29 protein-coding genes are annotated in these 26,666 nt (G+C 73.5%); 14 read left to right on the top strand and 15 right to left on the bottom strand.

What is annotated here, in order from left to right:
* Window positions 1-54 precede the first annotated feature (54 nt).
* Window positions 55-852 (bottom strand): alpha/beta fold hydrolase, encoded by a 798-nt coding sequence (locus ACFHW0_RS13350; protein WP_416607595.1) that lies wholly within the window; start codon window positions 850-852, stop codon window positions 55-57.
* A 237-nt stretch (window positions 853-1,089) separates the two neighbouring features.
* Here ACFHW0_RS13350 and ACFHW0_RS13345 point away from each other — a divergent pair, with 237 nt between their 5' ends.
* From ACFHW0_RS13345 to ACFHW0_RS13325, 5 genes are all read left to right on the top strand, one after another.
* Window positions 1,090-1,713 carry a helix-turn-helix domain-containing protein gene (locus ACFHW0_RS13345; RefSeq protein ID WP_416607594.1) on the top strand — a complete coding sequence of 208 codons (624 nt, stop codon included), beginning with the start codon at window positions 1,090-1,092 and terminating at the stop codon, window positions 1,711-1,713.
* Complete coding sequence (locus ACFHW0_RS13340) at window positions 1,710-2,501, top strand: hypothetical protein (RefSeq protein ID WP_416607593.1); 792 nt, start codon at window positions 1,710-1,712, stop codon at window positions 2,499-2,501. The genes ACFHW0_RS13345 and ACFHW0_RS13340 overlap by 4 nt, the downstream gene beginning before the upstream one ends.
* A 70-nt stretch (window positions 2,502-2,571) precedes the next feature.
* The gene (locus tag ACFHW0_RS13335; RefSeq protein ID WP_121400023.1) at window positions 2,572-2,886 is read left to right on the top strand and encodes a DUF2516 family protein; all 315 of its coding nucleotides are present in this window, start codon (window positions 2,572-2,574) and stop codon (window positions 2,884-2,886) included.
* Window positions 2,883-3,770 carry an alpha/beta fold hydrolase gene (locus ACFHW0_RS13330; RefSeq protein WP_416607592.1) on the top strand — a complete coding sequence of 296 codons (888 nt, stop codon included), beginning with the start codon at window positions 2,883-2,885 and terminating at the stop codon, window positions 3,768-3,770. Before ACFHW0_RS13335 ends, ACFHW0_RS13330 begins: the two co-directional genes overlap by 4 nt.
* 11 nt (window positions 3,771-3,781) lie before the next feature.
* A complete protein-coding gene (locus ACFHW0_RS13325; protein WP_416607591.1) occupies window positions 3,782-4,519 on the top strand; it encodes an alanyl-tRNA editing protein in 738 nt (245 codons plus the stop codon).
* A 46-nt stretch (window positions 4,520-4,565) separates the two neighbouring features.
* Here the strand turns inward: ACFHW0_RS13325 and ACFHW0_RS13320 are convergent, their stop codons facing one another.
* Together ACFHW0_RS13320 and ACFHW0_RS13315 are read right to left on the bottom strand one after the other, a co-directional pair.
* On the bottom strand, window positions 4,566-5,468 hold the full coding sequence (locus tag ACFHW0_RS13320; RefSeq protein WP_416607590.1) for a GNAT family N-acetyltransferase: 903 nt from the start codon (window positions 5,466-5,468) through the stop codon (window positions 4,566-4,568).
* Between the two features lie 157 nt (window positions 5,469-5,625).
* On the bottom strand, window positions 5,626-6,249 hold the full coding sequence (locus tag ACFHW0_RS13315; RefSeq protein WP_416607589.1) for a CGNR zinc finger domain-containing protein: 624 nt from the start codon (window positions 6,247-6,249) through the stop codon (window positions 5,626-5,628).
* A gap of 65 nt (window positions 6,250-6,314) precedes the next feature.
* Here ACFHW0_RS13315 and ACFHW0_RS13310 point away from each other — a divergent pair, with 65 nt between their 5' ends.
* Window positions 6,315-6,764 carry a VOC family protein gene (locus tag ACFHW0_RS13310; RefSeq protein WP_416607588.1) on the top strand — a complete coding sequence of 150 codons (450 nt, stop codon included), beginning with the start codon at window positions 6,315-6,317 and terminating at the stop codon, window positions 6,762-6,764.
* Between the two features lie 40 nt (window positions 6,765-6,804).
* Here ACFHW0_RS13310 and ACFHW0_RS13305 read toward each other — a convergent pair whose 3' ends face one another.
* Entirely contained in the window at window positions 6,805-7,500 is a 696-nt protein-coding gene (locus tag ACFHW0_RS13305; RefSeq protein ID WP_416607722.1) for a DNA polymerase beta superfamily protein, read from the bottom strand.
* A gap of 76 nt (window positions 7,501-7,576) precedes the next feature.
* Between ACFHW0_RS13305 and ACFHW0_RS13300 the strand changes: the two genes are divergently transcribed.
* A complete protein-coding gene (locus ACFHW0_RS13300; protein WP_416607587.1) occupies window positions 7,577-8,491 on the top strand; it encodes an SDR family oxidoreductase in 915 nt (304 codons plus the stop codon).
* Here ACFHW0_RS13300 and ACFHW0_RS13295 read toward each other — a convergent pair.
* The gene (locus ACFHW0_RS13295) at window positions 8,482-9,483 is read right to left on the bottom strand and encodes a helix-turn-helix transcriptional regulator (RefSeq protein WP_416607586.1); all 1,002 of its coding nucleotides are present in this window, start codon (window positions 9,481-9,483) and stop codon (window positions 8,482-8,484) included. The genes ACFHW0_RS13300 and ACFHW0_RS13295 overlap by 10 nt on opposite strands.
* A gap of 132 nt (window positions 9,484-9,615) precedes the next feature.
* Here ACFHW0_RS13295 and ACFHW0_RS13290 point away from each other — a divergent pair, with 132 nt between their 5' ends.
* Genes ACFHW0_RS13290 through ACFHW0_RS13280 form a run of 3 tightly spaced genes read left to right on the top strand, consistent with a single transcriptional unit; the run spans window position 9,616 to window position 11,820 of the window.
* Window positions 9,616-10,152 carry a VOC family protein gene (locus ACFHW0_RS13290; RefSeq protein WP_416607585.1) on the top strand — a complete coding sequence of 179 codons (537 nt, stop codon included), beginning with the start codon at window positions 9,616-9,618 and terminating at the stop codon, window positions 10,150-10,152.
* Window positions 10,145-10,948: a MerR family transcriptional regulator gene (locus tag ACFHW0_RS13285; RefSeq protein ID WP_416607584.1), complete on the top strand. Its 804-nt coding sequence runs from the start codon at window positions 10,145-10,147 to the stop codon at window positions 10,946-10,948. Before ACFHW0_RS13290 ends, ACFHW0_RS13285 begins: the two co-directional genes overlap by 8 nt.
* A gap of 38 nt (window positions 10,949-10,986) precedes the next feature.
* Entirely contained in the window at window positions 10,987-11,820 is an 834-nt protein-coding gene (locus ACFHW0_RS13280) for an EI24 domain-containing protein (protein ID WP_416607583.1), read from the top strand.
* Between the two features lie 62 nt (window positions 11,821-11,882).
* On the opposite strand, the gene ACFHW0_RS13275 is transcribed toward ACFHW0_RS13280, so the two are convergent.
* From ACFHW0_RS13275 to ACFHW0_RS13240, 8 genes are all read right to left on the bottom strand, one after another.
* Window positions 11,883-12,779 (bottom strand): GNAT family N-acetyltransferase, encoded by an 897-nt coding sequence (locus ACFHW0_RS13275; RefSeq protein WP_416607582.1) that lies wholly within the window; start codon window positions 12,777-12,779, stop codon window positions 11,883-11,885.
* A 1-nt stretch (window position 12,780) separates the two neighbouring features.
* Window positions 12,781-13,194 (bottom strand): RidA family protein, encoded by a 414-nt coding sequence (locus ACFHW0_RS13270; protein WP_416607581.1) that lies wholly within the window; start codon window positions 13,192-13,194, stop codon window positions 12,781-12,783.
* A gap of 56 nt (window positions 13,195-13,250) precedes the next feature.
* Window positions 13,251-14,255 (bottom strand): LacI family DNA-binding transcriptional regulator, encoded by a 1,005-nt coding sequence (locus tag ACFHW0_RS13265; RefSeq protein ID WP_416607580.1) that lies wholly within the window; start codon window positions 14,253-14,255, stop codon window positions 13,251-13,253.
* A 17-nt stretch (window positions 14,256-14,272) separates the two neighbouring features.
* Window positions 14,273-15,643, bottom strand: a complete 1,371-nt coding sequence (locus ACFHW0_RS13260) for a GH1 family beta-glucosidase (protein ID WP_416607579.1) — start codon at window positions 15,641-15,643, stop codon at window positions 14,273-14,275.
* On the bottom strand, window positions 15,640-16,473 hold the full coding sequence (locus ACFHW0_RS13255) for a carbohydrate ABC transporter permease (RefSeq protein ID WP_416607578.1): 834 nt from the start codon (window positions 16,471-16,473) through the stop codon (window positions 15,640-15,642). Before ACFHW0_RS13255 ends, ACFHW0_RS13260 begins: the two co-directional genes overlap by 4 nt.
* A complete protein-coding gene (locus ACFHW0_RS13250; RefSeq protein WP_416607577.1) occupies window positions 16,470-17,480 on the bottom strand; it encodes a carbohydrate ABC transporter permease in 1,011 nt (336 codons plus the stop codon). Before ACFHW0_RS13250 ends, ACFHW0_RS13255 begins: the two co-directional genes overlap by 4 nt.
* A 76-nt stretch (window positions 17,481-17,556) precedes the next feature.
* Window positions 17,557-18,858: an ABC transporter substrate-binding protein gene (locus ACFHW0_RS13245; protein WP_416607576.1), complete on the bottom strand. Its 1,302-nt coding sequence runs from the start codon at window positions 18,856-18,858 to the stop codon at window positions 17,557-17,559.
* 239 nt (window positions 18,859-19,097) lie between these two features.
* Window positions 19,098-19,859, bottom strand: coding sequence for a maleylpyruvate isomerase family mycothiol-dependent enzyme (locus ACFHW0_RS13240; RefSeq protein WP_416607575.1), 762 nt, complete (start codon window positions 19,857-19,859; stop codon window positions 19,098-19,100).
* Window positions 19,860-19,929: 70 nt separating this feature from the next.
* Between ACFHW0_RS13240 and ACFHW0_RS13235 the strand changes: the two genes are divergently transcribed.
* Window positions 19,930-21,021, top strand: a complete 1,092-nt coding sequence (locus ACFHW0_RS13235; RefSeq protein ID WP_416607574.1) for a UDP-N-acetylmuramate dehydrogenase — start codon at window positions 19,930-19,932, stop codon at window positions 21,019-21,021.
* A 165-nt stretch (window positions 21,022-21,186) separates the two neighbouring features.
* Here the strand turns inward: ACFHW0_RS13235 and ACFHW0_RS13230 are convergent, their stop codons facing one another.
* Entirely contained in the window at window positions 21,187-21,990 is an 804-nt protein-coding gene (locus tag ACFHW0_RS13230) for a class I SAM-dependent methyltransferase (RefSeq protein WP_416607573.1), read from the bottom strand.
* Window positions 21,991-22,012: 22 nt separating this feature from the next.
* Complete coding sequence (locus tag ACFHW0_RS13225) at window positions 22,013-22,774, bottom strand: SDR family NAD(P)-dependent oxidoreductase (protein WP_416607572.1); 762 nt, start codon at window positions 22,772-22,774, stop codon at window positions 22,013-22,015.
* Window positions 22,775-22,955: 181 nt separating this feature from the next.
* Here ACFHW0_RS13225 and mshA point away from each other — a divergent pair, with 181 nt between their 5' ends.
* The 3 genes from mshA (at window position 22,956) to ACFHW0_RS13210 (ending at window position 26,196) form a co-directional block, all read left to right on the top strand.
* Entirely contained in the window at window positions 22,956-24,320 is a 1,365-nt protein-coding gene (mshA, locus tag ACFHW0_RS13220; protein WP_416607571.1) for a D-inositol-3-phosphate glycosyltransferase, read from the top strand.
* A gap of 181 nt (window positions 24,321-24,501) precedes the next feature.
* The gene (locus tag ACFHW0_RS13215; protein ID WP_416607570.1) at window positions 24,502-25,029 is read left to right on the top strand and encodes a YbjN domain-containing protein; all 528 of its coding nucleotides are present in this window, start codon (window positions 24,502-24,504) and stop codon (window positions 25,027-25,029) included.
* A 303-nt stretch (window positions 25,030-25,332) separates the two neighbouring features.
* Entirely contained in the window at window positions 25,333-26,196 is an 864-nt protein-coding gene (locus ACFHW0_RS13210; RefSeq protein WP_416607721.1) for a hypothetical protein, read from the top strand.
* Window positions 26,197-26,666: the final 470 nt, after the last annotated feature.

The raw sequence follows: 26,666 nt of genomic DNA, 5'->3' as shown, positions 1-26,666 counted from the left end.
GGGGCCGTGGGCGCCGGTGGGTGCCCGTTCGGCCGGGGCGTCGGGCGGCCGGTGTCAGGGGAGGAAGTCGAACAGGGCGGCGTTGACCGGGGCGGGGCGCTCCAGCGGCAGCAGGTGCCCGGCGTCGGGCACGTCGGGCAGGCGGACAGCGTCGGGCGCCGCGGCGGCGATCCGGTCGGCGAGGCGGCTGATGTCGGGCACGTCGGCCGCGCCGGCGCCGACCAGGACGGGCATCCGCAGCTCGCCGAGGCGGGCGATCGCGGGCGGGTCGAGTTCGGCGACGTCGACCGCGCTGAGCGCCAACTCGGCGGCGAGCGCCCGCTGGTCCATCTCGCGGGCGAAGGCGAGCAGCTCCGGGTCGACGTCGGCGGGCTCGCGGCCCGGGCCCACCACCCAGAAGCGCACCTCGCCGGCGGCGCTGGCGGCGAAGTCCTCCGGGTCGACCTCGCCCACCAGGCTCTCCCAGAGGTCGTTCGCCTCGTCCGACCATTCGTGGCCCGAGGCGGCGGTGCCGAGGAGGGCGAGCGCGCTCACCCGCTCCGGGTGGGCCAGCGCGGTGTCGATGGCGACGGCGCCGCCGAACGAGCAGCCGACCAGGGCGGCCCGGGGGATGTCGAGCGCGTCGAGCAGTCCGGCCACGTCGTCGTGGTGGGCGAACGGGGTAGGCGGCAGCTCGGAGTCCCCGTAGCCGCGCAGGTCGAGGGCGATCACCCGGTGCCGCGCGGCCAGCGGGCCGACCTGCTCCCGCCACATCCGGCGGTCGGCGATGCCGGCGTGCAGCAGGACGACGGGTGTGCCGCTGCCGGTGTCGTCGTACGCGAGCAGGGCGCCGTTCACCTCGATCTTGGTCACCGCGGAAAGGTACGCACCGGGCGACCCGGGACGCAACCACGAGGAGGTGAGGGCGTGCGGCGCCTTCCGTCGGGGCATCGCCGCGCGTCGACGCGGCGGTGCGCGGTCCGCACCGCCGCCGGGCGGCGGGCCCGGACGCCCGGACTCCTGACCATGGGGGCGGCTGCGGATGAGACCTCGCTAACTCTGGCTAGCACTTTGCTTGCAGGAGCTAGCGCGGCGCGTTAGCGTCGGGCCATGGCCACTGGTAAGGACCTTCCCGACGTCGGCGGGTTCATTCGCGACCTGCGCCGCAACGCGAAGATCTCGCTCCGACAGCTCGCCGAGCAGGCGGGGGTCAGCAACCCGTACCTCAGTCAGATCGAGCGCGGCCTGCGCAAGCCGAGCGCGGAGGTGCTCCAGCAACTGGCCAGCGCGCTGCGCGTCTCCACCCCGGCGATGTACCTGCGGGCCGGGCTGCTCGACGACAAGGAGGGCCAGGGCGTGCTCGCGGCCATCTCCGTCGACCCCGACCTGACGATGGCGCAGAAGCAGTCGCTCACCCAGATCTACGAGACGTTCCGCCGGGAGAACGCGCGGCTCGCCGAGGCGACCGCGGCGGCCACCGGCGCGACGCCCACCGCCGGGGCCGACGCCACCCCTGGCGCGGGCACGCCCGATCCCGTCGAGGCGGCGCCCGACCTGGCCAACCTCGCCGCCACGGGCCCCACCACACCGGAGGGCACCCCGACCGAGGCCGTTCTGGAGTCGGTCGCCGTCACCGAGGCCGGCCCCGCCCCCGCCCCGACCGACACCCCCGAGAAGAAGGCCGCCCGCGACGCGGCCCGAAAGGCCGCCGACGCGGCCGAAGAGGAGAAGTGATGACCCAGCCGAAGACCAACCGCATCCCGGCCCCGATCTACGCCGCCGCGGGCGCGGGCGAGCTCGCCCTCCAGCAGCTGCGCAAGCTCCCCGCCGTGGTGACCGACCTCGGCACCAAGGTCGTCGCCGACCTGGGTGGCAAGGCCGTCGTCACCGGCGTCGAGCTGCGCCAGAAGGCCAACGACACGCTGCGTACGGCGAACCTGACCGCCGGCAGCCTGCGCGAGAAGGCCGTCCCCACCGAGCTGGACCTGAAGCGCCTCCGCGAGGCCGCCGACCTGAACAAGCTGCGCGAGGTCGCCGACCTGGAGCGGCTGCGTGAGGTCGCGGACCTGGACCGGCTCCGGGCGGTGGCGACCCGCAACGCCGCCGTGGTGGTCGCCGGCGCCCAGGCCGCGCAGGAGCGGGCGCAGGCCGCGTACGTCGCGCTGGTCGCCCGGGGTGAGCGGGTCGTCGGGGCCGGCGTGCTGGAGGCCGCCGAGACGGTGAACGCCGACATCGAGGCGACCGAGGCCGGGACCGAGCCGGCCGAGGCCCTCGCGAAGCCGGCTACCGTGCGCTCCGTCACCGCCGACGCGCCGACCCCGGCCGTCACCGAAGAGGTGCCGACCTCGGCCGTCACCGAAGAGGTGCCGACCCCGGCCGACGTGGCCGAGGTGCTGGAGGCCAAGCCGGCCGCCGCGAAGAAGGCGACGACCCGGGCCACCAAGGCCGCCGCGAAGCCGGCCGCCACCCCGTCGGCGAAGCTGCCCCGGGCCACCAAGCGGACCCGCCCGGCCGCCGAGTAGTTCGTTCCGCCGGTGACCCCGGATGCGTCCTGTCGGACGTATCCGGGGTCACCGGCATAAGCTTGCCGGCATGGCCTACGCCGCGCCGCTTTTCGCCTTCGATGTTCGCTACGTGGTCGAGCTGATCCTGCTCGTCTTCGCGTTGATCGTGCAGGGCATCGCCCTGGTGCACGCCATCACCCAGCGTTCCGACGCCTTCTCCGCCATCGGCACCCTGCCCAAGGGCGGCTGGATCGGCATCCTCGCCGTCTGCCTGGTGCTGACCCTGCTCGGCTTCGGCCCGATCAGTCTCTTCGGGCTCATCGGCATCGCCGCCGGCCTGATCTACCTGCTCGACGTCCGGGTGGGGCTGCGCGACCTGAGCGACGGCAAAGGGTTCTGGTGAGGGGTTTCCGCTGGCCTCCGCCGCCGGACGGCGGGCCCCGCACCTGGGGGCCGGGCCCGGGCGCCCCGCGTACCGGCCGGCCGGCCCTGCCGGAGCCGGACACCGAGCTGGTCGCCACGCCGCACGGCGTACGCCTGGAGCAGCTCGTCACCGGCACGGGTGACCCGGTCACGGTGTTCGCCCACGGGCTGGGCAACGGCATCGCCACCACCCGGCCGTTCGGCAGCGGCGTGACGGGCCGCAAGCTGTTCTTCCAGTTCCGCGGGCACGGCCGCTCCGACGCGCCGCCCGGCCCGTGGAGCTACCTCGACCTCGCCCGTGACCTGCGCGCGGTCGCCGACCTCGGCGGCGCCACCCGGGCCTTCGGCGCCAGCCTCGGTGCCGGCGCGCTCTGCCGGCTGCTCGCCGAGAGCCCCGAACGCTTCGAGCGGCTCGTCGTCTTCCTGCCCGCGGTGCTCGACCGGCCGCGCGGCGAGGTCGCCCGGGCCCGGCTGACCGCGCTGTTCGAGGCCGTGGAGAGTGGCGACGCCTCCGCCGTGGCCGACGTGGTCCAGGCCGAGCTGCCGTCCGCCGTACGCAACACCCCGGCCGGCTGGGCCTACCTGCGCCAGCGCCTCGACCAGCTCCTGCGCGACGGGCTCGCCCCGGGTCTGGCGAGCCTGCCCGAGCAGGCACCCCTGGACGACGCCGGCCAGCTGGCCGCGGTCGCCGCGCCGGCCCTGGTGATCGGCTGCGTCGGCGACGATCTGCACCCGGTCGAGGTCGCCGAGCAGCTCGCGGCCGCGCTGCCCCGGGCCACCCTGCACGTGTACGACCGGCCCGGCGTCCTCTGGACGGAACGCGCCGACCTGCGAAGCCGGATATCCGCCTTCCTCAACGAGTAACGTGCCCTGACATGGGCGTCACACACCACGGTCGTACGCACCGGCTGGACCTCGCCGATCCGACGCTGCGGGAGTGGGAGTGCACGGTGCTGCACGCCGATCCCGAGCAGGGCATCGTGCTGGACCGGTCGGCGTTCTATCCGGGCGGCGGCGGACAGCCGCCGGACCACGGCGTACTGCTCTGGCAGGGGGTGCAGACCCGGATCGTCGGCACCCGCAAGGGCGACGACCTCTGGCTGGTCCCGGCCGAGGGCGACCCGCTGCCGCCGGCGGGAACGGCGGTCACCGGCGCGGTCGAGGACGACCGGCGCACCCGGCTGATGCGGACCCACTCCGGGCTGCATGTGCTCTGCGGGGTGGTGTTCCGCGACTTCGGCGCGCTCGTCACGGGCGGCAACATGGAGCCGGGCGAGGCCAGGATGGACTTCAACCTGCCCGAGGTGCCGTCGGACTTCAAGAGCCGCATCGAGGAACTGGTCAACGCCGAGGTGGCCGCCGACCGGGCGGTGGCCGTGCGGGTGCTGCCCCGGGCGGAGGCGCTCGCCCTGCCCGACATCATCCGTACCCAGTCGAACCTGATCCCGCCGGAGGAGCAGGAGGTGCGGATCGTCGACATCGTCGGGCTGGACGTCCAGGCCGACGGCGGCACGCACGTCGCCTCCACCGCGCAGATCGGCAAGGTGCAGGTGGTCAAGGTGGAGAGCAAGGGGCGGGCCAACCGTCGGGTCCGCGTACGGCTGGCGGACTGAACCGGGTGGCTCCCGGCGCCGGTCGTCGACGCCGGGAGCCGGGCCGTCACACGAGGTCGAGGCGTTCCCGCTCGATCGGGTAGCCCGCCCGGGCGAAGGCGGCGGCCATCGGGTGGTTCGTCTGGTCGGTGGCCGCCACGATCTCGGCCGCTCCCGCCTCGACGAGCAGGTGGGTGGCCTCGACCAGCAGGTCGTACGCGTAGCCGTGCCCGCGCTGCTCGGGCACCACGCCGACGAAGCCGACGACCGGATCGCTGTGGTTGCGGGCCGGCACGGTGACGCCGACCAGTTCACCGGCTGGCGTCCAGGCCAGCCGCCACCAGTCGCGCGGGCTCGGCAGCCAGCGCAACAGGTCCAGCTCCTCCCGCGCCGCCGCATCCGGCCCGTGCTCGGCGGCGGCGCGGCGGGTGTGGGCGTCGAGACTTCCCTCGCCGATGCGGCGCAGCACGTCGAGGATCACGGCGTCGTCGGGTTCCGGGCGGAACTCCAACCGGCCGGGCCGGGCGGGCAGCCCCTGCTCCGGCGTCCACCGGTACCGGTACCGCGCGACCAGCGGGGACATGCCGGCGGCGGTCGCCGCGTCGATCCGGGCCTGCGCCTCCGCCCGGACGGCCGGGTCGTCCCGCCAGCCGGATGGCAGCGAGAGGGAGTACTCGGCCCGTAGCGGCGCGGTACGCAGCAGCCGGACCGCGGCCTCGTGGTCGGTGAAGTCGAGCCAGTCGAGGGCCAGCGGAGACTCGTCGTCCGGCCCACCCCACCAGGCGGCGCGGGCCACCACGGTGCCGGCGCGCAGGGCGACCCAGCTCCACTCGGGACGGTACTGACCGTCGGCGGCCATGTCGGAGTAGTTGTCGCCGAAGGCGGCCCGCCCCACCAGCCTGGTGCGGGGCAGGGAGTCGAACAGTGCTTCCTCGCCCGCGGTGAGCGGGCGGATGACCAGGTCGGTCATGAGGTCCTTCCGGGTTTCGTGCCCCCGGCTCAGAACCGTGGTGCCCTCGTGGCCGGGCGGGAGCACAGCGATGTCGTGGACACGGCGCTCACCTCCCTTTCCTCGACGAGGGCGTGCCGGAACCCTAACAGGGGACCGCGGCCGCCGGGCAACGGGTTTACTCCGCGCGGCGGGCGCGCAGCGAGCGGACCTTGTGCCGGTTGCCGCAGCGCTCCATCGCGCACCAGCGTCGCCGACCGGGGCGCGAGGTGTCCACGAAGACGAGGTAGCAGTCGTGCGTGGCGCACTCGCGGATGCGGTCGCGGTACGGGCCGGTGAACAGGTCCACCGCATCCCGGGCGATGCTGGCCAGCGGCTGTCCGCCGGTGGCCGGCAGCGCCCAGGCGCGCGCCCCGTCGGGGGCGAGTTGCGGCGCCAGCGGTACGTCGGCCGCCGCCCGGTTGAGGGTGGCGAGGTCGTCGGGCGTCGCGTCGAAGGTGGCCGGATCGCCGGCCGGCGGCCGGGCCCCGGTGCGTACGCAGACCAGCCGCCACAGCGCGTCCCGTAGCCGGCGGGCGGCCACCAGTTCGTCGGCGGCCACCTCGATCCGGGCGGGGTCGAGGCGCAGCCGGGACAGCGCCAGCCAGTCGGCGAGGTCGCGGGGCCGGTGCAGTACCTCGTAGCGGGCCAGCGCGCCCGGGCCGCCGGTGGTGAGGAGCTCCAGGCAGAGCGCACCGGGGTCGAAGAGGTAGCGGGTCCCTTCGGGGCTGGTCAGGGCGAGTCCGCTTGCGCCGTCGGTCATGTAACCACTATAACTGGTTACCTAGACGATCGTGAGGGCGGTCGCCGGACATCGAGGAGGACGCCATGGTCGTGGAGTGGAAGCTCGTCGTGGACTGCGCCGACCCGAACGCGCAGGCCCGGTTCTGGGCGGCGGCTCTCGGCTACGAGATCGAGGACAACAGCGGGCTGATCGAGCGCCTGCTCGGCGGCGGCGCAATCGGGCCGGAGGCGTACCTCGACATCGACGGGCGCAAGGCGTGGCGGCAGTTGGCCGCCGTCCGGCACCCCGACGACCCGGTCGACCAGGCCAGCGGCACCGGGCTGGGCCGCCGGCTGCTGTTCCACCAGGTTCCCGAGCGCAAGCAGGTCAAGAACCGGCTCCACGTCGACCTGCACGTCGGCCCCGCCGAGCGGGAGGCAACGGTGCGGCGGCTGGAGGGGCTCGGCGCCACCGTGCTGCGCGAGGTGGCCGACTTCGGCAGCGTGCACACCACCATGGCCGACCCGGAGGGCAACGAGTTCGACGTGCAGTGACCCACCCCCGCACGGCCCCTCCAGGAGCGGCCCGGGGAGGTCAGGGCGTGGAGGGAACCGGTGGCAGGTGGGCGGCGCGCACGTCGAGCAGCCAGCGCTCCACGGTCGCCTCGTCCGGGCGGTCCGGCAGCGGGGTGCGGACGCGGTCGAAGTCCCGCTCCGCGTCGGCGATCAGCGCCCGGGCCTCGTCCAACGCGCCGCCGGCCACCCGCTCGCCGAAGCTGCGGAACCACTCCGGGTCGGCGAGCCGGATCTCCAGCACGCCGGTGGCGTAGAGCAGCCGGCCCTGGTGCACCAGCCGGGCCAGGTGCCGGGCGTGCTTGGCGGTGCGCCGCCGGGTGTCGGCCGAGAACGTGCCGTCGCCCCGGGACTCCAGCTTGCGGAACTGCTGGCCGGCGTAGCCCAGGTAGGCGTCGCGGACGCGGGGCGCGCTGAGAAACGCCGAGCGGATGGCGACCAACCGGTCGCCGAACTCCGTACGGGTCTCGTAGCAGTCCTCCGGCAACCAGGCCAGCTCGGTGGCGGTCGGGTTGCCGCTCATCGCCAGGCGGCACCACTTCGCCGCCTCGTGCAGGGTGACGTCGGGCTCGGTGGTCACCACCGACTCGCGGGGCGGGTGCAGGCCGTGGAACGCGACGGTGGGCGCGGCGAAGACGCCGATCCGGTCGACGTCGGAGCCCGGCCCGGCCAGACCGTACGCGACCGAGCCGACGATCCCGGAGAGCAGCAGGTGCATGCCGGCGAGCATGACGGACGACACGGCTTCGCGAAACCGGACTTCGGCTGTCAGGTATCGCTGACAGGCTCGCCGCATGACGAAACCGCTGACAGGAAAGATCGCGCTCGTCGCCGGGGCGACCCGGGGCGCCGGCCGGCAGATCGCGGTCCAGCTCGGCGCCGCCGGTGCCACGGTCTACGCCACCGGCCGCAGCAGCCGGGCCGGCCGCTCCGAGATGGACCGCCCGGAGACCATCGAGGAGACCGCCGAACTGGTCACCGCCGCCGGCGGCACCGGCATCGCGGTCCGGGTCGACCATCTCGTACCCGAGCAGGTCCGCGACCTGGTCGCCCGGATCGACGCCGAGCAGGGCCGGCTCGACGTGCTGGTCAACGACATCTGGGGCGGCGACCCCCTGACCACCTGGGAGAAGCCGGTCTGGGAGCAACCGCTGGAGGCCGGCTTCCGCAGCCTGCGCCTGGCGATCGACACGCACATCGTCACCGCCCACTTCGCCCTGCCGCTGATGATCCGCCGTCCCGGCGGCCTGGTGGTGGAGGTCGGCGACGGCACGCGGGAGCACAACGAGGCCAACTACCGCCTCTCGGTCTTCTACGACCTGGCCAAGGTCTCCGTGAACCGGCTCGCCTTCAGCTGGGCGCACGAGCTGAAACCGCACGGCTGCACCGCCGTCGCGCTCACCCCGGGCTGGCTGCGGTCCGAGGCGATGCTGGAGCACTACGGCGTCACCGAGGAGAACTGGCGCGACGGCGCCGCCAAGGAACCGCACTTCGTCATGTCGGAGACGCCGGCCTTCGTCGGGCGCGCGGTGGCCGCCCTGGCCGCCGACCCGGACCGGGCCCGCTGGAACGGCGAGTCGCTCGACAGCGGAGGGCTGGCCCAGGTGTACGGCTTCACCGACCTGGACGGCACCCGGCCGCACTGGGCGCGCTACAACACGGAGGTGGTGGAGCCCGGCCTGCCGGCCGACGACACCGGCTACCGCTGACCCGGATCGGGGTCGGGGCCCGGGCGGGCGTAGCGGCGGGCCGTCCGCTCGGCCGCCTCGGCCAGCCGCGCCCGCAACTCCGGCGGGTCGAGCACCTCCACCTCCGGGCCGAGCCCGAGCAGCTGGTGGTACGCGACGTCGACGGACTCGACGGGCAGCCGGGTCACCACCCAGCCCTGCCCGTCGGGGCCGCCGGCGGCGGCGACGGCCTCGGCGTACGCGAAGGGGGCGTCCGCCACGTGCCGGAGCTGGCGCAGGCCGGCGGGGCTGAGCCGGACGGTGGCCCGCTCCCGCAGCACGTCCCGGTGGAACGCCTCGGCCTGTTCCCGCCAGTACCCGGCCAGGTCGAAGCCCTCGTCCCGGTCGAAGGTCTCCGGGTCCACCCGCACGCCGGTGACCCGGTCCACCCGGTAGGTGCGCAGGTCGTCGCCGACGCGGCCCACCAGATACCAGACGCCGTTCTTCAGCACCAGCCCGTACGGCCGCACGGTGCGCGTCACCTCGCGGTCGCCGCGCCGGTAGCGCAGCTCGACCACGCGGTCCCGCCAGACCGCGCCGGCCAGCTCGGTCAGCCACGGCGGCGGCCCCACCTCCCGGAACCAGCCCGGCACGTCCAGGTGGAACCGCTGCCCGGTGCGGGCCGGGGCGTCCCGGAGCGTGGGCGGCAGCGCGGCCAGCACCTTCAGCTCGGCCGAGGCGACGGCGTCGGCGAGCCCCATGTCGCCCGCCGGTCCGGGCAGCCCGGTCAGGAAGAGCGCCTCCGCCTCGTCCCGGGTCAGCCCGGTCAGCCGGGTCCGGTAGCCGCCGAGCAGCCGGTAGCCGCCGGTGCGGCCCCGGTCGGCGTAGACGGGCACCCCGGCGGCGGAGAGCGCCAGCACGTCCCGGTAGACGGTCCGCTCGGAGACCTCCAGCTCCCGCGCCAGCTCCGCCGCGGTCATCGTCTCGCGCGCCTGGAGCAGCAGAACCAACGAGATCAACCGGGCCGCCCGCACCCGTCCATCCTGCCGTGCCCGCTCGGCCGCCCCAGCCGGTGGCCCGCCTCTCCGGCGTCGTCCGGTCCCCTGTCGAGATGGTCACGGATCCGGCTTGACCCTCACGGTGCGTGAGGCCGGAGGGTGGGGTGCATGAGTGACTACTACGACGCTTTCGAGATGAGTCCCGTGCCCACCCCCGGAGCGGACGCGGTCGCGCCGTTGCCGTTCCGGGGCATCTACGGAATGCCCGCGTTCGTGACGATCCCCACGACCGACCTGGCGGCATCGGTGGACTTCTGGACTCGTGGTCTCGGGTTCTTCGAGCTGTTCAGCATCCCCGGCACGCTCGTGCACCTGCGCCGGTGGGCGTTCCAGGACGTGCTCCTCCGCTCGGCAGAGAGCGTTCCGGCGCAGGCACCGGCGATGAGCTTCAGCTTCTCGGGCGTGCTCAACCAGGTCGATTCCCTCGTCGAGGCCTGCCGCGCGTTGCGCCCGGACTCGGTCGACGGCCCACGGGACACCCCCTGGAACACCCGCGACGTGGAGGTGATCACCCCCGAGAACGCACGGATCGTCTTCACCGCGGCGAAGCCCTTCGATCCGGCCAGTCAGGAGGCGCGGAACCTTGAAGCCATCGGGATCACCCCACCGGGCGCCGGTCGCGGCGACAATGAGGAGCATGCCTGACGCCACCGACGCCGACGGCCTGACCGTCGGCCAGGTCTCGACGCGTCTGGGCGTGACGGTCCGCGCGCTGCACCACTGGGACGACATCGGCCTGGCGCGACCGTCGCTGCGCACGACCGGCGGATACCGGCTCTACACCGCCGGGGACCTGGAACGCCTGCACCGCATCGTCGTCTACCGGGAACTCGGCCTCGGCCTGGACGGGATCCGGGCCATCCTGGACGACTCGACGGCGGACGTGCCCGGCGCGCTGCGCGCGCAGCGCACCCAGATCGCCCAACGGATCGACCGCCTCCAGCAGCTCAGCGTCGGCCTGGATCGGATGATCGCCGCCCACGAACGCGGCCTGCTGCTGACCGCCGGGCAGCAGGCCGCGATCTTCGGCCCCCGGTGGGACCCGGACTCGCCCGCCCAGGCCCGCCAGCGCTACGGAGACACGACGCAGTGGCAGCAGTACGCCGAACGCTCGGCCTTCCGCAGCCCGGAGGAGTGGCAGGCCGTCGCCGACGCGGTCGCCGACCTCGACCGTGCCCTCGCCGACGCGATGGACGCCGGTGTCACCCCTGGCAGCCCGCAGGCCAACCGACTCGTCGAGCGGCACCGTGCGGTGTTCACCTCGTACTTTCCCCTCACCAGGCAGATGCAGGTCTGTCTCGGGCGCATGTACGAGGCCGACCCCGGGTTCGCCGCCCACTACGACGGCATCCGCGCCGGCCTCGCCACGTGGTTCCGGCAGAGCATCGACGCCAACGCACGCGCCCACGACATCGACCCCGACACCGCCACCTGGCAGTAGCGCGCGGGTCCGGAGCGGTACAACTAGGCTCTGCGGTCGTGAACGCACCCCGCATCGCCGCGCCAGTGACCGGTGCCGCCGGCCGGTTCTTCACCGGCGTGGGCCTGCTCCTGCGCGGCCTCGGCCTCTACGTCCGCAGTCCCGGGCTGATGCTGCTGGGCGTCATTCCGGCGTTGATCTCGGGCGCGATCTTCGTGACCGCGTTCGCCACCCTGGCGTACTTCGTCGACGACCTGGCCGCGCTGGTCACCCCGTTCGCCGACGACTGGTCGACCACCTCGCGCAGCCTCGTCCGCGTGGTCGCCGGGCTGGCCTTCCTCGGCCTCGGTGGCCTGCTCGCGGTGGTCAGCTTCACCGCCGTCACCCTGATCATCGGCGACCCGTTCTACGAGAAGATCTCCGAACGGGTCGAGGAGCGCCTCGGCGGCACCCCCAACGCGGTCGACGTGCCGTTCTGGCCGTCGCTGCGGCGTAGCATCGCCGACTCGCTGCGGCTGGTGGGCCTGTCGGTCCTCTTCGGCATCCCGCTCTTCGCCGCCGGCTTCATCCCGGTGGTCGGCCAGACCGTGGTGCCGGTGATCGGGGCGGCGGTCGGCGGCTGGCTGCTCGCCGTGGAACTCGTCGGGGCACCCTTCTACCGGCGCGGGATGCGGCTGCCGGACCGGCGGGCACACCTCAAGGCGGACCGGCCGACCACGCTCGGCTTCGGGGTGGCGGTCTTCGTCTGCTTCCTGATCCCGCTCGGCGCGGTGATCGTCATGCCGGCCGCCGTCGCCGGAGCCGCCCTGCTGGCCCGCCGCTCCCTCGGCCAGTCCATCACGGAGGAGCGAGCCGTGCCTGCGCCGCCCGGGCCCGGCCACGCGGCCGGCTGACCGGGACCGGTCAGGAAGGTCGCCGCCTGGAACCCCACGAAGGGGCCGCTGACCGGGACCCGTCAGGAAAGGTCGCGCAGGCAGGACCAGCTCGAGCCGACCGGGCGGTAGCCTAGCCCGACGTTGACCGCGAGCATCGGCGCGTTCGCCTCGTCGTTCGAGGTGTAGGCGACGCGTACCCCGTCGGCGGCGGCGCGGTGCAGTGCCGCCGTCTTGACCAGTCGGGCGAGCCCGCGTCCCCGGTGCGCCGGCAGCGTGCCGGTGTAGTCCGACCACATCCGGTCGCCGTCGCGCTGGACGAGGCTGAAGGACACCACCTCGTCGCCGATCTCGGCCGCGGTGCTGGCCGCGCGGTCCAGGCCCGGGCTGTCCCAGATCTCGGAGCGCCAGCTCTCGTAGCTGATCGCGTCGGCGGGCACGTCCTCCGGCTCGTCGGCCGCCGCCGCCACCTCGGCCAGGTAGACCCGACGCGGCTCGACGTCGGTCAGCGCAAGCAGCCGTACGCCCGGCGGCGACTCCGGCATCGGCGGCGCCGGCCGCAGGTCCAGCGCCGAGTAGCGCAGCTCCCGGCTCGGCGTGAAGCCGTGCCGGCGGGCGAACGGCAGCGACTCCGGCAGCGCCCAGGTACGCACCCGGCGCATCCCGATGTCGCGCAGGTGCCCCAGCGCGGCGGTGAGCAACGCGGTGCCGGCGCCGCGGCCCCGGTGCTCGGGGTGCACGTGCAGGGTGGAGATCTCCCCGACGTCGGGCTCGGAGGTCTGGGCGTTGCGGTAGGCCGACGCCCAGCCGATGACCGTGTCGTCCACCTCGACGACGTACGCGGTCCATTCCTCGTCGGGCGGGGGCTGGGCGATCATGCGTCGGGTCGACTCGACGCCGCGCACCAGGTAGGGGTGCACGAGCGCGCGCATCGCCACCACGGCGGGCGCGTCGTCGGGGCGGGCGGTCCGGATCCGCACGTCAGTTCTCCTCGCGTACGACGGCGACGGCTTCGACCTCGACGAGCTGGTCGGAGTAGCCGAGCACGGCCACCCCGAGCAGGGTGCTGGGCGGGTCGTGGTCGCCGAACGCGTCCCGCACCACCTCCCACACGGCCACCAGGTCGGCCTGGCGCGACGACGCCACGTACACGGTGGTCTTGACGACGTCGGTGAGCCGGGCCCCGGCCGCCGCGAGGGCGGTCTCCAGGTTCGTCATCACCTGCCGGGCCTGGCCGACGGGGTCGCCGGGCGCGACGGTCCGCCCCTCGGCGTCGAGCGGGCAGGCGCCGGCGGTGAACACCAGCCGGGCGGGCGGCTCGACCGTGGCCGCGTACGCGTACTCGGCGACGTCGGAGAGGGCGGGTACGCGGATCAGCCGGGTCGGTGGGGCCACGGCGGTGACGCTACCGCCGGACCCCCGCGCGGCTCGACCGGTTATCCGCCGGTTGGTCAGGCGGACTCGCGGACGATCAGCTCGGTGGGGAGCACCACGGGCTCGATGGCCTCGCCGGCGGCCAGCCGCAGCAGCAGCCGGGTCATCTGCCGGCCCAGCTGCACGATCGGCTGGCGGACGGTGGTCAGCGGCGGCTCGGTGTACGCGGCCGTCTCGATGTCGTCGAAGCCGATCACCGCCACGTCGTCGGGCACCCGCCGCCCCGCCTCGCGCAGCGTCCGCAGGGCGGCGTGCGCCATCAGGTCGGAGGCGGCGAAGACGGCGTCCAGGTCGGGGTGCTCGGCGAGGAGCTGCCGCATCGCCGTCGCCCCGGACTCGCGGGTGAAGTCGCCGGTCGCCACCAGCTCCGGCAGGCCGGCCTCGGCGACCGTGTTCCGGTAGCCGGCGAGGCGCTCGATGCCGGCCACCATGTCCTGCGGGCCGGCGATGGTGGCGATCCGGCGGCGTCCGCCGTCGAGCAGGTGCCGCACCGCCGTGGCCACCCCGCCGACGTGGTCGACGTCGACGTAGGGCACGTCGGCGCCGTCGAGCGGGCGACCGCTGCACACGACCGGGATGCCCAGCCGGGCGAGCCGGCCGGGCAGCGGGTCCTCGCCGTGCAGCGAGGCGAAGAGCACCCCGTCGACGTGTCGGCCGGTGGTGTAGCGCTCGACCCGGTCGTGCCCGGCGGGCGAGCCGGCCAGCATCAGCACGAGCTGCTTGTCGGCCGCCTCCAGCTCCTGCGCCGCGCCCCGGATGATCCCGGGGAAGACCTGGTCGTCGGAGAAGACCCGGGTGGCGGCCTCCGGCAGCACCAGGGCGATCGAGTCGGTCCGCTGGGTGACCAGGCTGCGGGCGGCCAGGTTCGGCACGTACCCCAGCTCGGCCACCGCCCGGCGGACCGCGTCCCGGATGGGCTCGGCGACCGTCGTGGAGCCGTTCACCACCCGGGACACGGTTGCCCGCGAGACGCCCGCCCGCCGGGCCACCGCCTCCAGTGTCGGCCGCTGCGCCGTCGTCATCCCCGTTACCACCCTCGTCACAGCCCGTTCCGGGAGATCACCTCCTGGTACCACCGGGCGCTGGACTTCGGTGTGCGTCGCTGCGTCAGGTAGTCGACGTGGATGATGCCGAACCGTCGACGGTAGCCCTCGGCCCACTCGAAGTTGTCCAGCAACGACCATACGAGATAGCCCCGGAGGTCCACTCCCCGGGAGATCGCCTCGTGCACCGCGCGCAGGTGCCCGTCGAGGTAGGCGATGCGGTCCGCGTCCGCCACCTGCCCGGCGCCGTCGGCGTCGGCCTTGTCGGGGAACGCCGCGCCGTTCTCGGTGACCATCAGCGGCACGCCGGGGTAGTCCCTGGCGATGCGTTCCAGCAGCCGGGTCAGCCCGGCCGGTTCGATCATCCACCCCATGTCGGTCAGCGGCCCGGTCGGCGGGAGGAACTCCACCGCGCCCTCGGTGCCCGGCCAGGCGCTGCCGCCCGCGCCGTCCGGCCGTCCGGCGACGTAGGTGGGGGCGTAGTAGTTGATGCCGAGCAGGTCGATCGGGGCGGCGATCAGCTTCTCGTCGCCGTCGCGGACGAACGTCGGCTCGACGATGCGGGCCACGTGTTCCAGCACGTCGTCCGGGTAGGCCGCCCGCAGCAGGGGGTCGAGGAAGATCCGGTTGTGCAGGCCGTCGACCAGGCGCACCGCCGCCGCGTCCGCGGCGCTGTCCGCGTCGGCCGCGCGCACGTCGGCCGGGTTGACCGTGATCCCGACGGTCTGCGCGCCGGCCGCGCGCAGCGCGCGGGCCGCCAGGCCGTGCCCGAGCAGCAGATGGTGCACGGCGGTGAAGGCCGCGCCCGGGTCCTGCTCGCCGGGGGCGTGCACCCCGTTGCCGTAGCCGAGGTAGGCCGAGCACCACGGCTCGTTGAGCGTGGTCCAGGTGCGGATCCGGTCGCCGAGCCGGGTGTGCACCGCCGTGGCGTACGTGGCGAAGTGCTCGGCGGTCTCGCGGTTGGTCCAGCCGCCCCGGTCCTGGAGGGCCTGCGGCAGGTCCCAGTGGTAGAGCGTGACGATCGGGTCGATGCCCCGGGCCAGCAGCGCGTCGGTCAGCCGGTCGTAGAAGTCCAGGCCGCGCGTGTTGACCGGGCCGGTGCCGTCCGGCTGGATCCGGGGCCAGGCCACCGAGAAGCGGTACGCCCGCAGCCCCAGCTCCGCCATCAGCGCCACGTCGTCGGCGTACCGGTGGTAGTGGTCGCAGGCAACGTCGCCGGTGTGGCCGTGGTGGACCTTGCCCGGCGTACGGCTGAAGGTGTCCCAGATCGACGGGCCGCGACCGTCGTCGGTGGCCGCGCCCTCGATCTGGTACGCGGCGGTGGCCGCACCCCAGACGAAGTTGTCGGGGAATCGCAGAGTGCTCACGCCTTGACCGCACCTTCCATGATGCCGCCGATGATCTGGCGGCCGAACAGGACGAAGACCAGCAACAGCGGGAGGGTCGCGATGGCCGTCCCCGTGAACACCTGCGACATGTCCGTGTAGTACCCGTCGGACAGGGTGCGCAGGGCCAGTTGCACGGTGGGGTTCTCCGGGTCGTTGAGGACAGCGTACGGCCAGAGGAAGTCGTTCCAGGTCGTCATGAACGTGAGCAGTCCCAGCACGGCGGCGGCCGGACGCAGCGCCGGCAGCACGACGTTCCAGTAGATCCGCGCGGTGTTGCAGCCGTCCACCCGGGCCGCCTCGATCAGCTCGTTGCTGACCGCCTGGCCCGCGTACTGCCGCATCATGAACACCCCGAAGCCGGTGACCAGGGCCGGCACGATCACCGCCGGCAGCCGGTCGTTCCAGTTCAGCTTCGTCATCAGCAGGTAGAGCGGGATGACGCCGAGCTGGGTGGGCACCATCATCGTCGCGATGATCACCATGAGCAGCGCGTTGCGCCCCCGGAACCGCAGCTTGGCGAAGGCGAACCCGGCCAGCGTGGAGAAGAAGACCACCGAGACGGTGACCGTGGTCGCGACGATCGCCGAGTTGACCAGGCCGGCGACGAAGTACGCGTCGGTGTTGTCCAGCAGCCGGGACACGTTCGCGCCGAAGTTGCCGCCGGGGGTGACCGGGGGTGGCAGCTGGCCCATCGCGTCGTTGGAGCGGCTCGCCACCACGAACATCCAGTAGATCGGGAAGATCGACATGATCCCGGCGGCGATCAGCGCGGCGTAGGTGAGCCGGCTGGCGGCCCAGAGGCGGTTCATCGCGCTCCCTCCTTCGACTCCGCGTCCGCCTTCGGGGCCTTCGTGCCGCCGAGCCGGCGCAGGAGCAGCACGTTGATCGCCGCGACGACCGCGATCAGCGCGAAGAGCAGCCACGCCACCGCCGAGCCGTACCCGAAGTTGTAGTGGGGCGCGAAGGCGTTCTCGAACATGTACATGGTCACGGTCTGCGACTCCCGTAGCGTTCCGCCCCGGATCGGGTTGGTGCCGGAGTGGAACAGCCGGGGCTCGGTGAAGAGCTGGAGGCCGCCGATGGTGGAGATGATGACGGTGAAGATGATCGTCGGCTTGAGCAGCGGGACGGTGATCGACCAGAACTGGCGGGCCCGGCCGGCCCCGTCGATGGCGGCCGACTCGTAGAGGTCGCGCGGGATGGCCTGCATCGCGGCCAGGAAGATCAGCGCGTTGTAGCCGGTCCACCGCCAGTCGACCATGGTGGAGATGGCCACCCAGGACGCGAACCGGTTGGACTTCCACTCGATCGCGTCGATCCCGACCAGGTCGAGCAGCCAGTTGACCATGCCGAACTCGCGGCCGAAGAGGACACCGAAGACGATCGCGACCGCCGCCGTCGACGTGATGTTGGGGATCAGCACCGCCATCCGGAACGTCGTCCGGGCCCGCAGTTGCCGGTTGAGCAGGTTGGCCAGCCAGAGGGCGGCCAGCAGTTGCGGGACGGTGGAGATGACGAAGATGCCGAGGGTGTTGACCACGGCGTGCCAGAAGTCGGCGTCCTCCAGCAGCCGGCTGTAGTTCTCCAGCCCGACGAACGGGTGGTTGCTGCCGAGCAGGTCCCAGTCGTGCAGGGAGACCCAGAAGGTGTAGATCAGCGGGTACGCCCCGAACACCCCGAAGAGCACGAAGAACGGGGCGATGAACAGGTAGGGCGAGTACTTCGTGTCGAGGCGGCTGAACCGCATCGTCGGTGGACGCCGACCGGTGCGGGGCGCCGGTGCGACCGGCGGGCGCGGGTCGAGCTGGACGGTCATGCCCGGACCACTCCTTTCCCGGGTGCGGGCGGGACCGGCGCCCCCGGCGCCCTCCCGCCCGCATCCCCGGCTCGGGCTACTTGGCGGCGGCCTTCTTCGCGTTGTTGACCGCGTCCGTCCAGCCCTGTTCGGGCTTGCGCTGACCCAGCTCCACCGTCCGGACGGCGTTCTCGACCTCGGTGCGGACGGCCTGGTTCTTCGGCCCCATGTAGACGGGCTTCAGCGTCTTGGCGCCCTCGCCGAAGATCTGCCCGACGGGGGCGTCGGAGAAGTACGCGTTCTTGGCGTCGACGATCGCGGGGTCGGCCAGCGCCTGCGGCGAGGAGGGCAGCGGGCCCTTGGCCTTGAACGCCCCGATCTGACCCTTGGCGCTGGTCAGGAACTTCGCCAGCTCGATCGCCTCGGCGCGGTGCTTGCTCTGGGTCGGCACGGCGAGCCACGACCCGCCCCAGTTGCCGCCGTTGCCGGGCACCCGGGCGATGTCCCACTTGCCCTTGGCCTCGGCGCCGGCGTTGCCCTCGATGACGCCGGTCATCCAGGCCGGGCAGGCGATGGTGGCGAACTTGGCCTGCTTGAAGGCCGACACCCACTCCTCGGACCAGGAGCCGTACTTGCCGGAGAGGCCGGAGTCGATGATGTCCATGGTGGTGTCCCAGGCCTGCCGGACCGCCGGGTTGCTGTCCACCACCAGGTTTCCGCTGGTGTCGTAGTAGTGGTAGCCCTGCGCGTTGCCGGCCGTCTGGAGCACGATCGTGTTGAAGATGTTGGTCGCGGCGTCCAGGAACGCGGCGCCGGTGTTCTTCGCCTTGAACTGCTCGCCGACCTTGATGTACTCCTGCCAGGTCGGCCAGAGCTTCGACACCGCCTCGCGGTCGGTGGGCAGGCCGGCCTTGGCGAACAGGTCCTTGCGGTAGCACATGGCCATGCCGCCGACGTCGGTGCCCAGGCCGATCAGCTTGCCGTCCTGGGTCATCCCGCCCTTCCACTTCCACTCCAGGAAGTTGCCCTGGAGTTCGGCCCCGCCGTGGTCGAGCAGGTTGACGAAGTTGTCGGGGTTGGCCTTGTACTCGACCATCAACCCCTCTTCGATGGCGACGACGTCGCCCGCACCCTTGCCGGCGGCGAGCCACTGGGTCAGCTTCGGCGAGTAGTCGTCGAGGTTGGTGCCCGTGCCACGCTCGACGATCTTCACGTTCGGGTGGCTGGCCATGTATTCCTTGTAGAGCTCTTCGTAGCCGAACTGGCTGAACACGTCCACGGTCAACGTGATCTTGCCGTCCTCGGCGGGTTCGTCGCCGGCGCAGCCGGCGGTGGCGAACAGCGCGGTGGCGGCGACGAGGGCCACCGCCGCCAGGCGGCGGCGCGGAAAGACACCCATATTGGTCGGACCCCTCTCAGGTCGTCTGAGGTGGTGAGGCAGGTGGTGGAGCAGGGCTGAGAGAGCGCTCTCACGACAGGGTGGTGGTTGGTCCCGCCGGTGTCAAGAGAGCGCTCTCAGCCGATTGCCGATGGGGTCGGACGCGAAGAGAGTGGCCGCCTGTGCCGGGCGGCCACTCTCGTCGTACGTGCGGTGGGACTGCGCGGAGCCCTCGGGGCCCGGCTCCGCGCGGCGGTGGATCAGCCGACGCGGAGGCCCTCCAGCAGGGTGCGGTCGCCGGCCACGTCCAGCGTGTCGAGGCCGACCCGGCCCCAGAGCGCCAGCAGCAGGTCGCTCGCGGTGCCGCTGACCTGCGCCCGGGCGTGGTGGTCGTCGTGATCGAAGATGGTGGCCGTGTCGAGCAGGGCCACGCCCTCGCCGCGCAGCCGCAGGAACCACTCCTGCCCGGCGTCGACGGCGGAGATCTGCACCACCCCGCGCCACTGGCCGGCGGTGCGGCGCCGGCCGGCAGGCAGCCAGGTGTCCAGGATCTCGCTCACCCCGTCGGCGGCGAGCTTCGCCTCGACCGGCTCGCCCGCCGCGATGGCGAGCTGGGCGTCCCACCGGTGCACCGCGGTCTCGTGCGCCATCCGGCGCGGCCAGAAGCCCGCCCGCTTCGGCTGCGGCGCCCAGTTCCACGCCGGGGCCTCCGGGTCCAGGCCGTCGAAGAGGGTCATCATCCGGTCGTACGCCTGCTGCCAGAGCTGGAGCGGGGCGACGCCCGGCTCCGGCTCGACCGGCTTCGACCCGCCGGGCGACGGGGTGGCCGCGCCCGTGCCCGCGAACGAGTGCACCCAGCGGTAGATCGAGGTGAGGTGCAGTGTCAGGTCGGCGACGGTCCAGCCGGGACAGGACAGCACCGGTGTCTCCGGCGGCGCCTCGGCCACGGCTGCGGCGAACGCCGGGCCCTCCGCCCGGAGCGCTCCCAACCAGAAGTCCTTCGTGCCATGCAGTCTGCTCATCGCCATCCTCCCGGGGGTGACCGGGCCACCAGTGGGCGCCGCGGCTACCCCTCAGCCTAGGGTGAAAGGCGTGTCAGACGTCTACGCCCAGCCGACAACCGGGACCGAACCCGCCACGACGTGCGACCTGGCGCGATACACCACCTTACGCCTGGGCGGCCCGGCCGGCCGCGTCGTCGAAGGCAACGACGCCGACGGGATCGTGCGGGCCGTGCGGGAGGCGGCCGGCCGCGACGAGCAGGTCCTGCTGCTCGCCGGGGGCAGCAACGTCGTGATCGGGGACGCCGGCTTCCCCGGCACCGTCGTCCTGGTGCGCTCCCGGGGCCTGCGGGTGGTCGCCGAGGACGCCGACACCCTCACCGTACGCGTCGAGGCCGGCGAGCCCTGGGACGAGCTGGTCGCCACCACCGTCGCCAACGGCTGGTCCGGGCTGGAGTGCCTCTCCGGCATCCCCGGCTCGACCGGCGCCACCCCGATCCAGAACGTCGGCGCGTACGGCCAGGAGGTCGCCGAGACCATCACCGGCGTCGTGGTCCACGACCGGGTGGAGGGGACCGTCGGGCGGATCGCCGCCGCCGACTGCGGCTTCGCGTACCGCTCCAGCATCTTCAAGTACAGCGACCGCTGGGTGGTGCTCTCCGTCGACTTCCGGCTCGCCCGCTCGCCGCTGTCCGGCCCCGTGCGCTACGCGGAACTGGCCCGGGCGCTCGGCGTGCAGGTGGGGGACCGGGTGCCGCTGGCCGACGCCCGGGCCGCCGTCCTGCGGCTGCGCGCCGGCAAGGGCATGGTGCTCGACGCGGCCGACCCGGACACCCGCTCGGTCGGCTCGTTCTTCACCAACCCGGTGCTGGACGTCGCCGCGTACGAGCTGCTGCGGGAGCGTGCCGCCGACATCGGCGAGCCGCCCGCCTGGCCCGGCGCGGGTGACGTGGTGAAGGTCAGCGCGGCCTGGCTGATCGACAAGGCCGGCTTCGGCAAGGGCCACCCGGGGCCGGAGGGCGTCGCCATCTCCAGCAAGCACACCCTCGCCCTGACCAACCGCAGCGGCACCGCCAGCACCGCGTCCCTGGTCGAGCTGGCCCGGGAGATCCGTGACGGCGTCCACGACCGCTTCGGCGTGACCCTCCACCCCGAACCCATCCTCATCAACTGCACCATCTAACCCCCCGCCCCCCGTCCCCCTCCCGCCCGCCCGTCCTTGTGCGCGTCGATCATGCAGTTGTGGTGGGGTGCAAAAGCCTCGTAACGCCACGAAACGGCCACCACAACTGCATGATCGACAGCGCGGGGCGGGGCGGGGGCGGGCGGGTGGGGTGGGGGTGGTGGGTCAGGGTGGGGTGGGGGCGGTTTTGGGCCAGGGGAGGGTGAGTTCGCCGTGGCGCCAGCGGCGGGGGCCGTCCAGGATCGGCCAGCCTGCCTCGCGGATCGCGGACACCGCGCGCAGCCAGCGTTGGCGCGGGCCGTACGGGGCGTAGCCGGCGGCGGCGTGCCAGGCGTCGTCGAGCGCGCGGATCAGGTCGTGGATCCGCTCGCCGGGCACGTTGCGGTGGATCAGTGCCTTGGGCAGCCGTTCGGCCAGCTCCGCCGGGGTGTCCAGGGTGGTGAGCTTCGCGGCGAGGGTGAGCGTACGGGGGCCGTCGGCGTCGATCAGCAGCCAGCCGCCGAGCCGCCCCAACTCGTCGCAGGTGCCCTCGACCAGCAGCCCGCCCGGGGCCAGCCCGGCGGTGATGGTGCGCCAGGCGTCGGCGACCTCGCGCTCGTCGTACTGGCGCAGGACGTTGAACGCGCGGACCAGGGCGGGCCGCAGCCCGGCCAGCTCGAACCCGCCCCGGGCGAAGGTTAGCCGGGGCGGGTCGGCGGACGGCTGGGCGGCGGCGACGCGTACCGGATCGATCTCCAGCCCGACGACCCGCACGTCGGGTCGGACCGCGGTGGCGAGCCGGGCGCGCAGCTCGACGGCGGTCACCGGGCTGGCACCGTAGCCGAGGTCCACCACCAGCGGGTCGGCCGCCTCGCGCAGCGCCTCCCCGCAGGTCTCGACGATCCAGTTGTCCACCCGGCGGAGCCGGTTCGGGTTCGTCGTGCCCCGGGTCACCACGCCGAGCGGCCGGTGCCGCACCGTGCCCGCCATCTCCGCGACCGTCCGGGCCGGCTCAGCCGACCCGGTGCACCTTGTGCTGGGCGGCCTGCGCCAGCGGGCGTACGACGAGGCGGTCCACGTTGACGTGCTGCGGGCGCGTCGCGCACCAGGCGATGCAGTCGGCGACGTCCTCGGCGACCAGCGGCTCGGCGACCCCGGCGTAGACCGCCGCCGCCTTCTCGGCGTCACCATCGAAGCGGACCAGCCCGAACTCGTCGGTCCGGACCATGCCGGGGTCGATCTCGATCACGCGCACCGGCCGGCCGCAGAGTTCGAGCCGCAGCGTGCCGGCGATCGCCGTCTGCGCGTGCTTCGCGGCGGCGTAGCCGCCCCCGCCCTCGTACACGGTGAAGCCGGCGGTCGAGGAGACGACCACGATGGTGCCGGCCCCGGACGCCTCGAGCGCGGGCAGCAGCGCCTGGGTGACGCGCAGCGTGCCGAGCACGTTGACGTCGTACATCCACTGCCAGTCACCGACCGACCCGGACTCGACCGGGTCCAGGCCGCGCGCGCCGCCGGCGTTGTTGACCAGGAGGGTGACCGGGCCCAGGGCCGCCGCCGCCGCGGCCAGGCCGGCCACCGACTCGTCGGAGGTCACGTCGCAGGCCACGGCGGTGGCCGCGCCCCCCGCGGCCTCGATCTCGGCCACCAGGGCGGCCAACCGGTCGGTACGCCGCGCGGCGGCGAGGACGTGGAATCCCTCGGCGGCGAGCCGGCGGGCGGTGGCCGCCCCGATCCCGCTGGACGCTCCGGTGACGACGGCGACAGAGGTCATCCGGCCATTCTCCCCCGGGCCCCCTTGGCGGGCGTCGGCGGCGTGGTGATGAGGTCCGTCACGCCCGGGCGCCGTCCCGGCGCATTACGAATGCCCGATGGGGAAGATGACATCGGCCGGAGACGTTGTCCGAAGGGCGCCGGGCGTGCGGACGGCATAAACCGTGACAAAGGGAGCGGACGTGGCGGAGTTGCACACCGGTGTGGGTCGTCAGCGCGGTGCGCGCCCGTGGCCCCGCCCCCGGCGGATCGCGACGCTCTCGGTGCACACCTCGCCCCTGCACCAGCCGGGCACCGGAGACGCCGGCGGCATGAACGTCTACATCCTGGAGGTCGCCCGGCGGCTGGCCGAGGCGGGCGTCGAGGTGGAGATCTTCACCCGGGCCACCTCCGGCGACCTGCCCCCGGTGGTCGAGACGGCGCCCGGGGTGCACGTCCGGCACGTCACCTCCGGCCCCCTCGAAGGGCTCACCAAGGAGGAGCTGCCGGGGCAGCTCTGCGCCTTCACCGCCGGCGTGCTGCGCGCCGAGGCGTCCCGGCCCCCGGGCCACTACGACCTGATCCACTCCCACTACTGGCTCTCGGGCCAGGTCGGCTGGTTGGCCAAGGAGCGCTGGGGCGTGCCGCTGGTGCACACCGCGCACACCCTGGCGAAGGTCAAGAACGCCCAGCTCGCCGCCGGGGACCGGCCCGAGCCGAAGGCCCGCGTCATCGGCGAGGAACAGGTGGTCACCGAGGCCGACCGGCTGGTCGCGAACACGGCGGTCGAGGCCCGGGACCTGATCGACCGGTACGACGCCGATCCGGCCCGCGTCGCCGTGGTCGAGCCCGGCGTCGACCTGGACCGGTTCCGCCCGGCCCCGGGCGACCGCGACCACGTCGCCGTCGAGGCCCGCCGCCGGCTCGGGCTGCCCGCCACCGGGTACGTGGTGGCCTTCGTCGGCCGCATCCAGCCGCTGAAGGCCCCGGACGTGCTCATCCGCGCGGTGGCCGCGCTGCGCGAGCGCGACCCGGTGCTCGCCGACGAGGTGACCGTGGTGATCTGCGGGGGCCCCAGCGGCAGCGGTCTGGACCGGCCGACCGCCCTGATGGAGCTGGCCGGCACGCTCGGCGTCGCCGACCGGGTGTGTTTCCTGCCTCCGCAGACCGGCGACGACCTGCCCGCCCTGTACCGGGCCGCCGACCTGGTCGCGGTGCCGTCGTACAACGAGTCCTTCGGCCTGGTCGCGCTGGAGGCACAGGCCTGCGGTACGCCGGTGGTGGCCGCCGCCGTCGGCGGCCTGGTGACCGCCGTGCGGGACCAGGTCAGCGGCGTGCTGATCGACGGCCACGACCCGGCCGACTGGGCCCGTACGCTCGAGCGCCTGCTGCCGGACCGGCTCCACCGCGCCGAACTGGCCCGGGGCGCCGCCCGGCACGCCCGCAACTTCTCCTGGCACCGCACCGCCTCCGGGCTGCTCACCGTCTACGGCGAGGCCATCGCCGCGCACCGGGCCCGGCTCGCCTCCGAGCTGGCCTGCGGTCCCGCGATGTCCTGCTCCTGGTGACCGTTCGCGCGCCGGCCGCCACCCTGCTGTCGCGCCGATCCGCCACCCTGCTGTCGCGCCGATCCGCCGGCCTGCTGTCGCGCCGATCCGCCGGCCTGCTGTCGTGCCGATCCGCCGGCCTGCTGTCGTGCCGGCGGTCGTCGTCCTGTGCCGGGTCGGTGGCGGCCGTAGAGTGGATCCGATGAGCGGGAAGAGTGATCTTGCGGCCCTGATCGAGTCGGTCTGCGACGAGCGGGAGCTGGCCTGGGAGTCGACCGGCCCCGGCTCGTACGCGGTCACGCTGCCGGGCACCCACAAGCTGAAGACGGTCTGCAACCTCATCCTCGGGGAGCACGCGCTGCGGATCGAGGCGTTCGTGATGCGCCAGCCGGACGAGCGGCGCGAGGAGCTGTGGGCCTGGCTGTTGCAGCGCAACGCCCGCATGTACGGCGTGTCGTTCTCCATCGACGCGGTCGGCGACATCTATCTGACCGGTCGCGTCAACCCGGCCGGGATCGACGCCGACGAGCTGGACCGGCTGCTGGGCGCGGTGCTGACGTACGCCGACGAGTCCTTCGACACGATGCTGGAGATCGGCTTCGGCAGCTCCATCCGGCGGGAGTGGGAGTGGCGGGTCAAGCGGGGTGAGTCCACCGCCAATCTCGCGGCGTTCGCCCACCTCTTCGAGCCCTCCCCGGGCGCGGCCGGGCAGTCGGGCGCGGCCGGGTAGTCGGGCGCGGCGGGGCAGCCGGGCGGTCGGGCAGTCCGGGCGCGGCCGGGCAGTTGGGCTTCGCTGGGCCGACCGGGGGTGCCGCGGACGACGCCTCGGGCACGCGTGCCCCGGTCGGAGGTTCGGACCGGTCCTGACGGGTATGCCGCACCGCGCGGTGCGGCACTGGGACCCGCCGCGCGCCGAGGACCAACTGTCGAGGAGCGTGAGCGTCCCATGGCTCAGCGGAACAGCTCAGGTCGCGGCGGGACTGCGACCAGGACGAAACGGCAGCCGGGCAACCAGACCCCGAACACCCCGACGATCTCCGAGTCCGAGATCTCCCGGATGAAGGTGGACGAGATCCGGGGACAGCTGCGCAAGCGCGGGGTCTCCGGCATCTCCGCCCTGCGCAAGCCGGAACTGGTGAAGACCCTGGCGAAGACCCTGCGGGCGGAGCGTCCCTCGGGCGGTGCCGCGCGTCGCAGCACCGGGCCCGCCGGTCGGGCGACGGGGACGCGGGCGTCCGCCGGACGGGCCGCCGCCACGAAGAAGGCGGCGTCGGGCCGGGCGGCGAACAAGGCCGCCCCGGGCCGGGCGCAGGCCGCGAAGAAGGCCGCCCCGGCGAAGAAGGCGGCGGCGAAGAAGGCTCCGGCGGCGAAGAAGACAGCGGCGGCGGCGAAGAAGGCTCCGGCCAGGAAGGCCGCCGCGAAGGCGGCCCCGGCGAAGAAGACCACGTCGGCGGCCCGGAAGTCCACGGCGCCCCGCGCGTCGGCGTCGTCGCGGGCGAGCACGGCGACCGGCGGTACGGCGACCGGCGTCCGGACCGGGCGGAGCACCTCGCGGTCGGTGCGTTCCTCGCAGCTCATCTCGTCCACCGCCGACCGGCCGGAGCGCCCCGGCCGCAGCCTGGTGACCACCAACCACGACGTGATCCGGAACTGGGCGCGGGAGCGCGGCGCCGAGCCGGCCACGATCGCGGGCACCGAGCGGGAGGGGCGGGCCGGTGTGCTCACCTTCAACATGCCCGGTTACCGCGAGAGCAGCCGGGTACGCGAGATCACCTGGGACGAGTGGTTCCGGACCTTCGACGAGCGGAAGCTGAACCTGATCTACCAGGAGCAGCTCCGCGACGGCCGGCCGAGCAACTTCTTCCGTACGGAATCGCCCGACCGTGAGGACGCCTGACGTGTTTGGGGGAATGGCCCACGGGTAAGCGCTGTTGGCCAACACCGAGGCCCGAGGTGGCGGCAGTTCCGGTGGGACACCGGAGCTGTGACCGGCGAGACAGCCCAACCAGGTTGTCTTCGTAATCCCGGGCGAACTAACTTTATTGCACCGCGCCACGCTTGGAACCGTTCGGGGGAGCGGTGGATCGATCAGATCCGTGCACCGAGTGAGGCGCAGGGGACGGGTGGAACAACACCGTTGGGGGACGGTGGCCACCTGTTTGGACCGGCGGCGCGAGCGGGCGACGCCTACGGGGGTGGGCTTCGCCCGCCGCCGCCGGTCATACGGTGCGAACGCCCATCGCGATCACGAGTCGCGATGGGCGTTCTGCTGTCTTCCTCGACCACCCCGCCCCCGCCCCGCACCCTGTGCCTGGGCGCTGCCCGACCGCCGTCGCCCGTCGGGCCTCCTCCCCCGGCCCCACCCGC

Origin of the sequence: Micromonospora sp. LOL_025 (assembly GCF_048060285.1) — a bacterium.
In the GTDB taxonomy this organism is placed as follows: domain Bacteria; phylum Actinomycetota; class Actinomycetes; order Mycobacteriales; family Micromonosporaceae; genus Micromonospora.
This window is presented reverse-complemented; position numbering and strand designations above follow the sequence as displayed.

Bases quoted from the DNA above. Each gene is read 5' to 3' on its own strand.
- ACFHW0_RS13345 (WP_416607594.1), top strand. From the start codon at position 1,090: ATGGCCACTGGTAAGGACCTTCCCGACGTCGGCGGGTTCATTCGCGAC.
- ACFHW0_RS13335 (WP_121400023.1), top strand. From the start codon at position 2,572: ATGGCCTACGCCGCGCCGCTTTTCGCCTTCGATGTTCGCTACGTGGTC.
- ACFHW0_RS13325 (WP_416607591.1), top strand. From the start codon at position 3,782: ATGGGCGTCACACACCACGGTCGTACGCACCGGCTGGACCTCGCCGAT.
- ACFHW0_RS13320 (WP_416607590.1), bottom strand. From the start codon at position 5,468: ATGACCGACCTGGTCATCCGCCCGCTCACCGCGGGCGAGGAAGCACTG.
- ACFHW0_RS13315 (WP_416607589.1), bottom strand. From the start codon at position 6,249: ATGACCGACGGCGCAAGCGGACTCGCCCTGACCAGCCCCGAAGGGACC.
- ACFHW0_RS13310 (WP_416607588.1), top strand. From the start codon at position 6,315: ATGGTCGTGGAGTGGAAGCTCGTCGTGGACTGCGCCGACCCGAACGCG.
- ACFHW0_RS13305 (WP_416607722.1), bottom strand. From the start codon at position 7,500: ATGCACCTGCTGCTCTCCGGGATCGTCGGCTCGGTCGCGTACGGTCTG.
- ACFHW0_RS13300 (WP_416607587.1), top strand. From the start codon at position 7,577: ATGACGAAACCGCTGACAGGAAAGATCGCGCTCGTCGCCGGGGCGACC.
- ACFHW0_RS13290 (WP_416607585.1), top strand. From the start codon at position 9,616: ATGAGTGACTACTACGACGCTTTCGAGATGAGTCCCGTGCCCACCCCC.
- ACFHW0_RS13285 (WP_416607584.1), top strand. From the start codon at position 10,145: ATGCCTGACGCCACCGACGCCGACGGCCTGACCGTCGGCCAGGTCTCG.
- ACFHW0_RS13265 (WP_416607580.1), bottom strand. From the start codon at position 14,255: ATGACGACGGCGCAGCGGCCGACACTGGAGGCGGTGGCCCGGCGGGCG.
- ACFHW0_RS13255 (WP_416607578.1), bottom strand. From the start codon at position 16,473: ATGAACCGCCTCTGGGCCGCCAGCCGGCTCACCTACGCCGCGCTGATC.
- ACFHW0_RS13250 (WP_416607577.1), bottom strand. From the start codon at position 17,480: ATGACCGTCCAGCTCGACCCGCGCCCGCCGGTCGCACCGGCGCCCCGC.
- ACFHW0_RS13245 (WP_416607576.1), bottom strand. From the start codon at position 18,858: ATGGGTGTCTTTCCGCGCCGCCGCCTGGCGGCGGTGGCCCTCGTCGCC.
- ACFHW0_RS13240 (WP_416607575.1), bottom strand. From the start codon at position 19,859: ATGAGCAGACTGCATGGCACGAAGGACTTCTGGTTGGGAGCGCTCCGG.
- ACFHW0_RS13230 (WP_416607573.1), bottom strand. From the start codon at position 21,990: ATGGCGGGCACGGTGCGGCACCGGCCGCTCGGCGTGGTGACCCGGGGC.
- ACFHW0_RS13225 (WP_416607572.1), bottom strand. From the start codon at position 22,774: ATGACCTCTGTCGCCGTCGTCACCGGAGCGTCCAGCGGGATCGGGGCG.
- ACFHW0_RS13215 (WP_416607570.1), top strand. From the start codon at position 24,502: ATGAGCGGGAAGAGTGATCTTGCGGCCCTGATCGAGTCGGTCTGCGAC.